This is a genomic window from Streptococcus massiliensis DSM 18628 (assembly GCF_000380065.1).
Taxonomy (GTDB): domain Bacteria; phylum Bacillota; class Bacilli; order Lactobacillales; family Streptococcaceae; genus Streptococcus; species Streptococcus massiliensis.
Genome location: NZ_KB904405.1, coordinates 1 through 13,196, shown reverse-complemented (window position 1 = coordinate 13,196; position 13,196 = coordinate 1). Strand labels below are relative to the sequence as shown.

Sequence of the window (13,196 nt, the reverse complement as noted above, 5' to 3'; positions counted from 1 at the left end):
TGGACTCATTGGAGAAACAATTTCTTGTATAAATCCTATCTTTCAGACTGTTTTTAAAACCTTTCTCAAGGACAAAGATAAAATTATCAACGCTCTTGAACTCCCTTACTCAAATGCAAAGCTAGAGGCCACTAACAACCTCATCAAAGTCATCAAGCGAAATGCTTTCGGCTTTCGGAACTTTGACAACTTTAAAACTAGAATCCTCATCGCTTTAAATATCAAAAAGGAGAGAACCAATTCGGTTCTCTCCAGGGTATGACTTTTCGTTAACCCACTACAGTTGATAAAGAGCCGTAGTTTCCCAGATTTCATTAATTTCTGCTTTTATCTCTAAGTAATTCCCGCGCCTGCGTCAAGGCTGCCTCAGTCACATTTTCACCCGCCAGCATTTTGGCAACCTCAGTCACGCGCTCCTCAAAGTTCAAGAGGCGCACAGTGGATACGGTCGAATGCTCATCCGAAATCTTTTCAATAAAGAACTGATAATCCGCAATCGCGATAACCTGTGGCAGGTGCGAAATAGCCAGCACCTGACCGTTGGCACCGATTTTGTGGATTTTTTGGGCAATGGCTTGCGCGACTCGTCCAGAAACACCTGTATCAACTTCGTCGAAAACGATAGAAGTCTTGCCTTCCTTACGCGAAAAGGCAGACTTGATAGCCAGCATGAGGCGGGATAATTCTCCGCCTGAAGCCACTTTAACCAAAGGCTTGAACTCTTCGCCGGGATTAGTCGAAATGTAAAATTCTACCTGCTCATTGCCCTCGCGGTTAAACTTGCCCTTGCTAAACTTGACTTGGAAATTGGCCTTTTCCATATACAAATCTTGTAATTCCTGCTTGATTTCGGCTTCCAAAGTTTGAGCCAGACTGTGACGCGCTTGGCTGAGTTCCTGAGCCAGTGCCACCAACTCTTGCTCTCTCTCTTTTAATTCCTTCTCCAAATCCTCTGACGACAGATGATTGCCCGTCAAAAGATTGTACTCTCTGCTGATTTGCTCATAGTAGGTCAGGACATCGTCCACCTGCCCGCCGTATTTGCGCGTGATGCTGTTGAGCAAATCCAGCCGACTTCCCAGCTGCATAAGACGATTGCCGTCAAAATCCAGCCCGTCCAAAATATCCTCTAAACGCTTGCTGACGTCTTCCAGCACATAGTAGCCTTCCGACAGATTGGTCGACAAGTCCTTGTACTGCGGGTCGTAGTCGCTAATCGCGTCCAAGTCGTTCATGGCGGAGCGAACATTAGCAAGGCTAGAAAACTCCTCGTTATTGAGCATGGCATAGGCGTTGGTCAGAGTATCGGCAATCTGCTTGTGGTTGAACAATTTTTCCCGCTCTTGCTGCAAAGCCAAATCCTCGCCCGTCTTTAAATCCGCCGCTTCAATTTCAGCCATTTGATATTCCAGCATCTCAATCCGCGCCTTATTTTCCAGCTGATTTTTCTGCTGGGTCAGGACTTCCTTGCGCAACGTACGATAACGCTCAAAGGTCGCCTGATAGGCTGCTTTTAAGTTGGCAAAATCCTCGTCGCCAAACTCATCCAGCATGGCAATATGGAGCTGGGCGCGCATCAATTCTTCTTGGTCGTGCTGACCGTGAATATCCACCAAGTGCTGGCCGACCGCGCGCAGCACTGACAAATTAACCATTTGCCCATTGATACGACTGACGCTGCGCCCATTTTGCAGAATTTCCCGCCGAATAATCAGCTCATCCGTCACATCCAGGCCTTGCTCCGCGAAAATTGCCTCCAAGGCTGGGCTGGGCTCAATGGAAAATAGCCCCTCAATCTCTGCTTTTTTGGCTCCGTGGCGAATGACATCAAAGGTCGCGCGACTTCCCAGCATCATATTCATGGCATCGATGATAATGGACTTTCCTGCCCCCGTTTCCCCGGTTAAAACCGTCATTCCTTGCTCAAAATGAAGAGAAATTTCTTCGATAATGGCAAAATTTTTGATTGAAATCTCAAGTAACATGTTTTTTCCTATAAGTTTTTAATTTCGTTAACTAAAGTTGATGCTCGTTCCTTATCATAAAGAATAATCAACATGCTATCATCATCATAAATTAAACTGAAAATTTCATCGTCAAAACTCGCCATAATCTTTTTCTTCACAAAAGCAGTTGTCCCCGGCACTAACTTGAGATTAATCATATTTCCCATAATCTCTGAGTCCAGAATATTATTTTCAGCTAAGCTCATTGCACTAACAGCTGACTTAGGCAATTCATAGATATAAGTATTATCTTGGAGTGGGATTTTGACAATGCCCAGTTCCTTAATATCACGCGAAACCGTCGCTTGTGTAGCAGAAATCCCCAACTCTTTCAAGTGCTCAACAATCTCATCCTGTGTTCCCACTTCGTACTCTGTCACAAAGCGCTTAATTTTCTCTAACCGTCCCTTTTTATTCATCTTTAAACTCCTTGTGTGCTCTTTCTACAAGCTCAGCCAGCGGTTCTTCCAAGCCGTTTTCTGCTGGCGCTGCTTTCTCCAAATAAGCCAAAAATTCGATATTGCCCTGACCGCCTTGAACCGGTGAAAAGTCCAAACCCTTGACAGAAAAGCCCGCTGCCAACATGAAATCCACCGCCTTTTCCAAAACCTGCTGATGAATTTTCTTGTCTTTGACAATGCCTTTCTTGCCAATCTGCTCGCGCCCCGCCTCAAACTGAGGCTTAATCAAGGCGACGACTTGACCATTTTCAGCTAAAATGCCAGACAAGGCCGGCAAAATCAGGCTGAGCGAAATAAAGCTGACGTCAATACTAGCAAAGCTCGGCTGCTGAGCAAAATCATCCTTGGTCGCATAGCGAAAATTGAACTGCTCCATGCTGACCACGTGTTCATCCTGCCGCAATTTCCAAGCAAGTTGATTGGTGCCCACATCGACCGCATAAACCAAGCTCGCGCCATTTTGCAGCATGACATCGGTAAAACCACCTGTCGAAGCTCCAATATCCAGAGCGATTTTATTGTCCAGCGACAAAGCAAAAACTTGCAGTGCCTTTTCCAACTTGAGACCGCCGCGGCTAACGTACTTGAGCTTTTGCCCCTTGACTTTCAGCTCGGTACTGGCGTCAATCTTTTCGCCCGGCTTGTCAAAACGCTGCCCATTAACCACCGAAACAACCAAACCCGCCATAACACCACGCTTGGCCTGCTCTCGCGTCTCAAAGAGCCCCTGCTTATAGGCTAAAACATCAACGCGTTCCTTATTCATTAATTCGCAAACTTTCTATTCTTTTTTTGACTTTTTCTGACTGCATCTTTGTTTCCTCAGCAAATTCTTGTAGCTGCCGCAAAACTCCATTCAGGGTATCTGCAAAAAAAGCTTTTGCACCATCAAGTCCTAAAAGTGCTGGATAGGTAGATTTCTCCGCTACTAGATCCTTTTGTGGGGTTTTACCCAAATCTTCAAAGGAAGCAGTAATATCCAAAATATCATCTCTGACTTGAAAGGCTAATCCAAGAGACTGCCCAATTTGACGCAATTCTTTAATTTGGCCTCTCGTCAATTTTGCCACCAGACCTGCTGCTACAAAGGGAAAAGTCAATAACTTCCCAGTTTTATTGGCATGAATGAGCTTCAATTTTTCCAGACTGACTTGCTGCTTCTCACCTTGCATATCCAAAACCTGTCCACCAACCATGCCAGCTGTCCCAGCAGCAAGGGACAACTCTCTGATCAGCTGAATCTTGACTGTATCATCTAAATCTGCTTGAGCTAGCAAAGCGTAAGGGTCTAGAAAAAGACTGTCACCAGCTAGAATAGCCAGATCTTCCCCAAATTTCTTATGACTAGTTAGACGACCACGACGATAATCGTCATTGTCCATTGCTGGCAAATCATCATGGATGAGGCTTCCTGTATGAACCATTTCTACTGCTGCTGCCACTTGCAGATGTGCCTCTGTCAACTCAAGTCCCAAACTTTCCAAAATTTCTAGGAAAAGCAAGGGACGGATGCGCTTGCCACCAGCCTCAACCGAGTAGAGAATGGCAGTGACCAATTCGGGTGCCAATTCTTTATCTGCATAAAAATCTGCAATTGTTTGCCCAATACGAGCAATTTTTTCTTCTGTGTTCATGAAAGTTCTGTCTCTGACCCGTCTGCCTGCATAACCTTGACAAGCGTTTTTTCTGCTGCCGCAAGGGTTTCTTGCAACTCTTTTGACAAGGCCATTCCTTTTTGGAACTCTGAAATGGCATCTTCAAGTGTCACATCTCCAGTCTCCAACTTTTGTACAATAGCTTCCAAATCTGCTAAATTATCTTCAAATTTTTTCTGTTTTGACATTTTTTACCTCTACTGTTACCTGTCCATCTCGCATTCGCAAGCGAACTTCATCTTTTGGCGCGAGTTGCGCACTGCTTTCAATTACCTTGCCATCTTTTTCGACCAAGGCATAGCCTCGTGCAACAATTCTGCTGGTGTCAAGCATCAAGAGCGATTCTGATAAACGTTTGAACTCTGCTAATTTCCCATCATACAAACTTGTCATGTTGCTTTTAAGTAAGCGCTGATCTTGACTGACGATTTCCTGATAACGCCTAAGCATTGATAGGGGAGAAACAGCTAGCAAACGTTGATGGAACAAAGCATACCCTTTCCCGCTTTCCTGATATTGAGCTTCTACCAAATGCAAAAGACGCTGCTTGAGCTGATCAACCTTTTGTAAATGGCCATCGTAAAGTCGCTCTGGCTGACGAAAAATAACTGACTGACTGAGTTTTTGAACACGTTCTCGATTGTAGCTAATCCGATTTCGCAGAGCAGTTCCTAATCGATTTTCCTGCTGCCGCAAATGTCCTAATAAATCTAACTTGGTGACAGGTGTCGCTAATTCAGCTGCCGCAGTTGGCGTAGCTGCTCGCTTATCTGCCACAAAGTCGGCCAAAGTTGTATCAGTCTCATGCCCAACGCTTGAAATGACCGGAATATGTGATTCAAAAATGGCACGCACGACAATTTCTTCATTGAAAGCCCACAAATCCTCAATCGATCCGCCACCCCGACCAACAATTAACACATCTAAATCCTCACGCGCATTAGCTCGAACAAGATTTGCAGCCACCTCTTCCGCACTTCCTTCTCCTTGCACCTTTGTCGGAAAAAGAAGGATTTCCACGCCCGGAAAACGCCGACTGACAGTCGTGATTATGTCACGAATGACTGCGCCGCTAGGGCTAGTAATGACCCCTATTTTATTGACAAATTGTGGCAAGGACTGTTTGAACCGCTCCTGAAAAAGCCCTTCAGCTGTTAGCTTCTTTTTGAGTTGCTCAAACTGGATAGCAAGAGCTCCAATACCATCAGGCTCCGCCTTTTCAATGATAATGGAATAGCTCCCTCCGGGTTCATAGAGCTGGACTCGTCCAACAACATTGATTTTCATCCCTTCTTCAAGGTCAAACCCCAAGTTTTTATAGGTGCCAGCCCAAATAGTCGCTTGAATAACTGCCTTATCATCTTTCAGCGAGAAATATTGATGATTTGGTCTCTTCCGAAAATTGGAGACCTGCCCCGTCAGATAGACTCGTTCTAGATAAGGATCGCGTTCGAACTTCATCTTTAAATATCTGGTCAAGGTTGAAACTGACAAGTATTCTGGCATAGGACTCCTTTCCATGGTCAATAATAATTCTTTTCAACTTTCCTAGTCAAGGAAAAATGAATTTATATAGCCCTTATTATACCAAAAAGCTGATATTTTTGCATAGAGAACAGCCATGTATAAATTTAATTTTTAATGACTAAAGCAAGTCTGTCGAATCTTTTAGTTCTTCCAAGGCATTGATGAATTTTTTTGTCAATTCTGAAGGCACAGCCGTTTTAAGATAAGCGTAGCTGACGTGAAAAAAGAGTTTTTCCTCAGGAATTAAAGGCACCTTGACTAGCCCATCAATACTCTTCATAAGGGCAATATCTGTAATCAGAGTCACTCCAATATTTTCTCGTACCATCTGTCCAATCATCAGAAAATCTTCTAGCATAAGAGCGATTTGCGCTCGTCCCTGATATTTAGCATTCAGTTGATTAAAGGCTGTCAGATGGATATGATGTTCGTCAAGAATGATAAATTTCTCCTTCAAAACCTGACTAAAAGATAATTCTTTAAAAGTTGCCAAAGGATGCTGCTCTGACATGACCAAATAAAATTCTTTCTGGAAAAGTTCTTTTGTTATCAGCTTTTCATGCCACAGAGGAGACAAACTTCCAATCAAGCTCATATCCACTTTCCCATCTAAAAGTTCTTCCAGCAGATCATGTGAACCCTCTCGGACAAAATCAACTGCATTATAAAGATCTAAATCAGGAACTTGCTGAACAATTTTAGAAAAAATATCCATTGAAATCATAGGCGGAAAACCAAGTCGCGTTTTCCCTTGATTAGCGTGCTCAATCGCTTTTTTAGCCTTGTCTAACTCCAGCAGAACTTCTTGAGCGTGATTAGCCAATAACTCTCCTTGCCTCGTCAAATGCGCCACTCGCTTAGCAGGCGTTTTCACAACTAACTGGCAGCCAAATTCCTCTTCTAGCCGTTTGACAGCATAAGTAATCGTTGGCTGACTGACTTGAAAATGTTGTGCAACTTCTGTGAATGAATGGTAAAGGGACAAATAATAAAAATAGTTTAAATCACGAATATTCATAATCTTATTTTAACATAAAAATTTCTTCTTATAAATATTTTTTATTATATATTCTCGATTTGACTATAAGTGTTTATAAGTACTATAATACAACCATAAAAAATATTTTACCAAACGGAGGACATCTCATGAAAGCTCATGATATTTTGAATAATCCTTTTTTAAATAAAGGAACTGCTTTTACCATGGAAGAACGTAAGGAACTCGGTTTAATAGGTCTTTTGCCACCCTATGTTCAAACTCTGGAAGAACAAGCTGAACAAACCTATGCTCATTACCAACGTAAGGGGACAGATCTTGAAAAGCGCCACTTCCTTATGGAAATTTTTAACACGAATCGCACTCTTTTCTACTACCTCTTTAACCAACATATTGTTGAGTTTAATCCTATCGTTTATGACCCAGTGATCGCTGAGTCCATTGAGCAATATAGTGACTTGTTTGTAGACCCTCAGTATGCTGCTTTTCTTGATGTCAATCATCCTGAAAATATCGAAGCGAGCTTGAAAAACGCTGCAGGCGACCGCAATATTCGCTTGATTGTTGTAACGGACGCTGAAGGAATCCTTGGTATCGGTGACTGGGGTACTCAAGGAGTGGATATTTCTGTCGGAAAACTAATGGTCTACTCAGCAGCTGCAGGAATTGACCCGGCAACTGTCCTTCCTATCGTTATTGACGCAGGAACTAATCGCAAAGAATTGTTGGACAATCCAATGTATCTAGGAAATCGTCACGAACGGATTCGCGGGGAACAATACGACAATTTCATCGCACAATTTGTCGAAACTGCTGAAAATCTCTTCCCTAAACTCTACCTTCACTGGGAAGACTTCGGTCGCTCAAACGCTGCTCGTATTCTTGAAAAATATAAAAAAGAAATTCCAACTTTTAACGATGATATTCAAGGTACAGGAATTGTCGTCTTGGGCGGTGTCTTTGGGGCACTTGATATCACCGGCGAAAAACTGACCGATCAAGTCTATCTTTGCTATGGCGGTGGATCAGCTGGTGCGGGAATTGCCGACCGTGTACATGCTGAAATGGTCAGCGAAGGCCTTTCAAAAGAGGAAGCATATAGCCGTTTCTTCATGATGGACAAACAAGGTCTGCTGTTTGATGACATGGAAGATTTAACTCCAGCACAAAAACCATTTGCTAAAAAGCGTGCAGACTTTGCGAATGCAGGAGATATGACTGACCTTCTTCAAGTCGTGAAGACTGTAAAACCAACTATCCTAGTCGGAACATCTACCCAAGCTGGTGCCTTCACCAAGGAAGTCGTTGAAGCTATGTGCCAGAATACCGAACGTCCTGTTATTTTCCCAATTTCCAATCCAACTAAAAAAATTGAAGCAACTGCTGAGCAAGTTATTGAGTGGTCAGACGGAAAAGCATTTGTTGCAACAGGTATTCCGTCAGGTACGATTTCTTATAAAGGAGTGGACTACCAAATCGGTCAAGCCAATAATGCACTTATCTATCCAGGTTTGGGGCTTGGTATGCTAGCTTCAGAAGCAAAACTTCTGACAGACGAAATGATTGGGGCTGCTGCCCACTCTCTCAGTGGTCTTGTTGACCCAGGACAAGCAGGTGCTCCTGTGTTGCCACCGTTTGAATATGTAGCACAAGTCTCTATTAATGTAGCTGAGGCTGTTGCTAAGAAAGCACAGGAACAAGGTTTAGCACAGGCTACAGAGACTGATATGGCAAAAGCTGTTCGCGACCTTAAATGGTATCCAACTTACTAAGGGGGCTACTTGTGAAGAATTCTAAATTATGGGAGACTAAAATTTCTGGGGTCTCCCTTCCCTTATATCTGGGACTTCTCATCATTTTAATTATTACCATCGCTATGGCGAAACTACCTCTCAACATGGTCGGCATCACCTTTATGTTGATTATACTTGGACACCTGTTCTACTTTATTGGTGAAAAGTTACCTATTTTCAACTCCTATCTGGGAGGGGGATCTGTTTTCACCTTGATTGGTGCTTCTGTAATCGCGTCTTTGGGCTGGATTCCTAAAGATGTGATTACAGCAACCTCTCAGTTCATGGATAGCTGGGGATTTCTTGATTTCTATATTGCAGCCTTGATTTGTGGCTCCATTCTTGGAATGAATCGCGATCTTTTGGTTAAAGCCTCTGCTCGCTTTATTCCTATTTCCTTAGTGTCAATGGTTATCGGATTTTTTGCCGTTGGAGGCATGGGAATTTTGCTCGGGCAAGGTTTTGGACACTCTGTCATGTACATTTCAATGGCTCAAATGGCCGGAGGGATTGGAGCAGGAATTGTCCCTTTGTCAAAAATTTACGCTGGTGCTCTCCATGCTAGCTCAGGAACCATTTTATCCCAGTTAGCTCCTGCCACAACACTGGGAAATATTCTTGCCATTGTCGGTGCCATCTTTATTGCCAAAGCCTTTGAAAAAACTAAATACAATGGACATGGTGTCCTCATTTCTGTTAGCAAAGATCAGCTTGTAAAGCCTAAAATTACACTTGATGCCACTAAAATTGGTGTTGGTCTAATGTTTGCCTTTGCGCTCTTTCTAGTCGGAAAAATCTTTAATGCTTTTGTTCCAAGTGTTCATAGTTACGCTTTTATGATTCTGATTGTCTTTATACTCAAAGCATGCAATGCCGTTCCAAAAGCATTGGAAGAAACTGTAGTCATGTTTAATCAAGTGATAATGACTAATCTGACTCATGCGGTCCTCGCAGGGATTGGATTGGCCATGATTGACCTATCCTCTCTAGCGCATGCTATGACTTGGCAGTTTGTTATACTCAGCCTAACATCTGTTGTTGCCATGGGACTGGCAAGCGCTTTGTTGAGAAAATTTTTCGGTCTCTATCCGGTAGAAACAGCTATTGGTGCTGGTATGATCAACAACAGTATGGGAGGCACCGGAAATATCGCTGTTCTCTCAGCTGCTAATCGTATGGAAATGATTGCCTTTGCCCAAATGGCTAATCGACTTGGCGGGGCTATTGTACTGATTTTAGGTGGTATTTTGATTCAATTTTTCCACTAATAACCTCTCGCAAGGCCATAAGTGAACAGAAGCAAAGACTTATATACTAAAATAATATAGTTTTGATATAATAACAAATATTCCCTATTTTCAAAAGAAGGGCTGGTTTTTCCTATGCAAGTGTTTCTAACTTCCATTGAAAGTATCATTCCTATTATCGTGATTATTATCCTAGGTTATTTTCTCCAGATTCGCGGATGGTTTGAAGATAGTTTTGGTGGTAACCTTTCTAAAATTATTATGAATGTGGCTCTGCCAGCCTCTATCTTCGTATCCGTTCTCAAATATCTAACCCTCAATAAGTTGATCACACTCTCTAGCGGGCTTATCTATACCTTTGCAGCTTTTATTTTAGGGTATATAGTGGCCTTTGCTCTTGTAAAAATTATTCATATAAGGCCTGGACGCAGAGGGACCTTTATCAACACCTTTGTTAATGCTAATACCATATTCATTGGGCTCCCACTTAATATTGCCCTTTTTGGTAATGAAGCCCTGCCTTACTTCCTTATTTATTATATTACCAACACCATCTCAACTTGGACTTTAGGTATTTACTTAATGACTACAGACAGTACGGATAAAAAGGACAAACAGGTTGCTAGCTTTAATTGGAGAAAACTATTACCGGCTCCTTTGGTAGGTTTCTTGATTGCCTTAGTCTTTCTAGTTTTCAACATACCTGTACCAAGTTTTGCTACTAGCACTCTGACCTATATTGGTAACTTGGTAACACCATTGTCTCTCATATACATTGGAATTGTTCTAGCTAAAGCTGGACTCAATACTATAAAATTTGACAAAGATAGCATTTTTGCTCTTCTAGGACGATTCATTCTTGCGCCAGTTCTCATGTTCATCATTCTAAAATTGACTGCATCAGGTATGGCAAGTGCAGAGTTTAAAACATTTGTTGTTCAGTCTGCCGCACCAGCTCTAGCAGTTCTTCCAATCCTTGCTAATCAGGGAAAAGGTGATGTTGAATATGCCACTAATCTAGTCACACTCTCTACTGTCCTTTTTGTAATTGTTGTCCCAGTTGTTGTAACCCTATTAGGATAAAGTAAATTAATCTTTTAAAATAGTACCACTTCTAGACTTCATCTGGGAATGGTGCTTTTTTAAGTAAACATTTTTAAAAATAGGCTAAAAAGGCTCTCAATATTTAATTCCCCTAATTACCCACTTTTATGATAAAATATTTTTATGAAGATAAATACAGCTTTGGGTGTCCTCGCAGGCAAAAGTTCTCACTTCCTACTCAGTCTTTTAGGACGTGGTTCGACCCTGCCCGGAAAGATTGCCCTCAAATTTGACAAAACAATTCTTGAAAATCTCGCAGCCGATTACGAAATCGTCGTGGTGACGGGTACCAACGGTAAAACCCTGACTACGGCGCTGACGGTCGGCATTCTCCAAGAGGCCTTCGGCTCTATCGTGACCAATCCTAGCGGCGCCAATATGATTAGCGGAATTACCACGACTTTTCTGACTGCCAAAAAAAATAAGTATGGCAAGAAAATCGCGGTGCTAGAAATCGACGAAGCCAGTCTATCGCGGATTTGTGATTATATCACACCTAGTCTCTTCGTCTTTACAAATATTTTCCGCGACCAAATGGACCGCTACGGTGAGATTTATACGACCTACCAGATGATTTTGGACGCTGTGCAAAAGGCGCCCGATGCGACGGTTCTCATGAACGGCGATAGCCCGCTCTTTAACTCGGCAACCCTCAAAAATCCAATCAAGTATTATGGTTTTGACACCGAAAAAAAAGAGCCTCAGCTGGCTCACTATAATACCGAGGGGATTGTCTGTCCGCAGTGCGAGCGCATTCTCACCTACCGCCTCAATACCTATGCCAATCTGGGCGACTATATCTGCCAAAACTGTGGTTTCGCGCGCCCCGAGCTTGACTACCGCTTGACAGACTTGCTTGAACTCAAGCACAACCGCTCTGCCTTTGTCATCGACGGGCAAGATTACCACATCAATATCGGTGGACTTTATAATATCTACAATGCCCTTGCGGCGGTCTCCGTTGCGCAATTTTTCGATGTGGAGCCAAGCGTTATCAAGGCAGGCTTTGACAAGAGTCGCGCGGTTTTCGGACGGCAAGAAACCTTCAAGATTGGCGATAAAGAGTGCACACTGGTGCTCATTAAAAATCCAGTCGGCGCCACTCAAGCTCTGGAAATGATTAAGCTAGCGCCTTTTCCTTTCACTCTTTCTGTCCTGCTCAACGCCAACTATGCTGACGGAATTGATACTAGCTGGATTTGGGATGCGGATTTTGAGCAGATTTTGGATATGGATATTCCCCAGGTCTATGCTGGTGGAGTGCGTCATTCTGAAATTGCCCGCCGTTTGCGAGTGACCGGCTACGACGCCGCAAACATCACCGAAATCAAGGAACTCAACCAAGTCTTTCAAGCGATTGAGCAGCAAGACTGCCAGCACGCCTATATCCTTGCCACCTACACGGCCATGCTGGAATTTCGCGAGCTCCTCGCCAACCACCAAGTCGTTAGAAAGGAGATGAACTAATGGTCTACACCTCTCTCACTTCTCCTGAAAATCAGGATTATCGCTACGATTTGCACATTGCCCACCTCTATGGCAATCTCATGAATACCTACGGCGACAACGGCAATATTCTCATGCTCAAGTATGTGGCAGAAAAACTAGACGCAAGAGTAGCTGTTGACATTGTCTCGCTAGAGGACGATTTTGACAAGGACTACTACGATATTGCTTTCTTTGGTGGCGGTCAAGACTATGAACAGACGATTGTTGCCCGCGATTTGCCTGCCAAAAAAGAAGCGCTGGGCAATTTTATCCAAGAAGATAAGGTAGTTCTTGCCATTTGCGGCGGTTTCCAGCTTTTGGGACAATATTATATCGAGGCGTCAGGACGGCGGATTGAGGGCTTGGGGCTCATGGGACATTACACGCTCAATCAAAGCAAGAACCGCTACATTGGCGACATCAAAATTCACAATGAAGAATTTAACGAAACCTACTACGGCTTTGAAAATCACCAAGGACGGACTTTCTTATCTAGCGATGAAAAACCGCTGGGTAAGGTCGTTTACGGCAACGGCAATAATCAGGAAGACGGCTGCGAGGGCGTTCATTACAAGAATGTCTTTGGCTCTTATTTCCACGGGCCGATTTTGTCCCGCAATGCCAATCTAGCCTACCGCCTCGTCACCACTGCTCTCAGGCACAAATACGGAGCGGACCTAGAGCTGCCTAGCTACGACGCTATCCTCGCTCAGGAAGTCCCCGAAGAATATGGCGACGTCAAAAGCAAGGCGGAGTTTGGAAAATAGACACTATTCTTTCAAAGTAAAAGAGGTTGGGACAAAAGTCTGCAACCTCAAAAATCTGTTCGAAATATGTACAAGACGCGGTAGCCTCTTGACTTCTACGTTCGCCATTCCAGGCTCCGTACAAGCCTAATAGGCATCGCGGGGGGGGACA

13 protein-coding genes are annotated in these 13,196 nt (G+C 43.4%); 6 read left to right on the top strand and 7 right to left on the bottom strand.

Annotation, left to right across the window (positions count from 1 at the left end; genetic code table 11):
- The coding region (locus tag A3I3_RS0107395) for an ISL3 family transposase (RefSeq protein WP_018372084.1) at window positions 1-262 on the top strand (262 nt) is incomplete at its 5' end.
- 52 nt (window positions 263-314) lie between these two features.
- On the opposite strand, the gene recN is transcribed toward A3I3_RS0107395, so the two are convergent.
- From recN to A3I3_RS0107360, 7 genes are all read right to left on the bottom strand, one after another.
- Window positions 315-1,985: a DNA repair protein RecN gene (gene recN / locus A3I3_RS0107390; protein ID WP_018372083.1), complete on the bottom strand. Its 1,671-nt coding sequence runs from the start codon at window positions 1,983-1,985 to the stop codon at window positions 315-317.
- Window positions 1,986-1,993: 8 nt separating this feature from the next.
- On the bottom strand, window positions 1,994-2,425 hold the full coding sequence (locus tag A3I3_RS0107385; RefSeq protein ID WP_018372082.1) for an arginine repressor: 432 nt from the start codon (window positions 2,423-2,425) through the stop codon (window positions 1,994-1,996).
- Complete coding sequence (locus A3I3_RS0107380; RefSeq protein WP_018372081.1) at window positions 2,418-3,233, bottom strand: TlyA family RNA methyltransferase; 816 nt, start codon at window positions 3,231-3,233, stop codon at window positions 2,418-2,420. Before A3I3_RS0107380 ends, A3I3_RS0107385 begins: the two co-directional genes overlap by 8 nt.
- Complete coding sequence (locus tag A3I3_RS0107375) at window positions 3,226-4,101, bottom strand: polyprenyl synthetase family protein (protein WP_018372080.1); 876 nt, start codon at window positions 4,099-4,101, stop codon at window positions 3,226-3,228. Before A3I3_RS0107375 ends, A3I3_RS0107380 begins: the two co-directional genes overlap by 8 nt.
- The gene (locus tag A3I3_RS0107370; RefSeq protein ID WP_018372079.1) at window positions 4,098-4,310 is read right to left on the bottom strand and encodes an exodeoxyribonuclease VII small subunit; all 213 of its coding nucleotides are present in this window, start codon (window positions 4,308-4,310) and stop codon (window positions 4,098-4,100) included. The genes A3I3_RS0107375 and A3I3_RS0107370 overlap by 4 nt, the downstream gene beginning before the upstream one ends.
- Window positions 4,288-5,628 (bottom strand): exodeoxyribonuclease VII large subunit, encoded by a 1,341-nt coding sequence (xseA, locus tag A3I3_RS0107365; RefSeq protein WP_018372078.1) that lies wholly within the window; start codon window positions 5,626-5,628, stop codon window positions 4,288-4,290. Before xseA ends, A3I3_RS0107370 begins: the two co-directional genes overlap by 23 nt.
- 139 nt (window positions 5,629-5,767) lie before the next feature.
- On the bottom strand, window positions 5,768-6,667 hold the full coding sequence (locus tag A3I3_RS0107360) for a LysR substrate-binding domain-containing protein (protein ID WP_018372077.1): 900 nt from the start codon (window positions 6,665-6,667) through the stop codon (window positions 5,768-5,770).
- A 128-nt stretch (window positions 6,668-6,795) separates the two neighbouring features.
- Between A3I3_RS0107360 and A3I3_RS0107355 the strand changes: the two genes are divergently transcribed.
- From A3I3_RS0107355 to gatD, 5 genes are all read left to right on the top strand, one after another.
- Window positions 6,796-8,418, top strand: coding sequence for a malolactic enzyme (locus tag A3I3_RS0107355; RefSeq protein ID WP_018372076.1), 1,623 nt, complete (start codon window positions 6,796-6,798; stop codon window positions 8,416-8,418).
- A gap of 11 nt (window positions 8,419-8,429) precedes the next feature.
- The gene (locus tag A3I3_RS0107350; RefSeq protein WP_018372075.1) at window positions 8,430-9,707 is read left to right on the top strand and encodes a 2-hydroxycarboxylate transporter family protein; all 1,278 of its coding nucleotides are present in this window, start codon (window positions 8,430-8,432) and stop codon (window positions 9,705-9,707) included.
- A 114-nt stretch (window positions 9,708-9,821) separates the two neighbouring features.
- Window positions 9,822-10,769: an AEC family transporter gene (locus tag A3I3_RS0107345; RefSeq protein WP_018372074.1), complete on the top strand. Its 948-nt coding sequence runs from the start codon at window positions 9,822-9,824 to the stop codon at window positions 10,767-10,769.
- 144 nt (window positions 10,770-10,913) lie between these two features.
- Window positions 10,914-12,257 carry a lipid II isoglutaminyl synthase subunit MurT gene (gene murT, locus A3I3_RS0107340; protein ID WP_018372073.1) on the top strand — a complete coding sequence of 448 codons (1,344 nt, stop codon included), beginning with the start codon at window positions 10,914-10,916 and terminating at the stop codon, window positions 12,255-12,257.
- Window positions 12,257-13,045 carry a lipid II isoglutaminyl synthase subunit GatD gene (gatD, locus tag A3I3_RS0107335; RefSeq protein WP_018372072.1) on the top strand — a complete coding sequence of 263 codons (789 nt, stop codon included), beginning with the start codon at window positions 12,257-12,259 and terminating at the stop codon, window positions 13,043-13,045. The genes murT and gatD overlap by 1 nt, the downstream gene beginning before the upstream one ends.
- Window positions 13,046-13,196 lie beyond the last annotated feature (151 nt).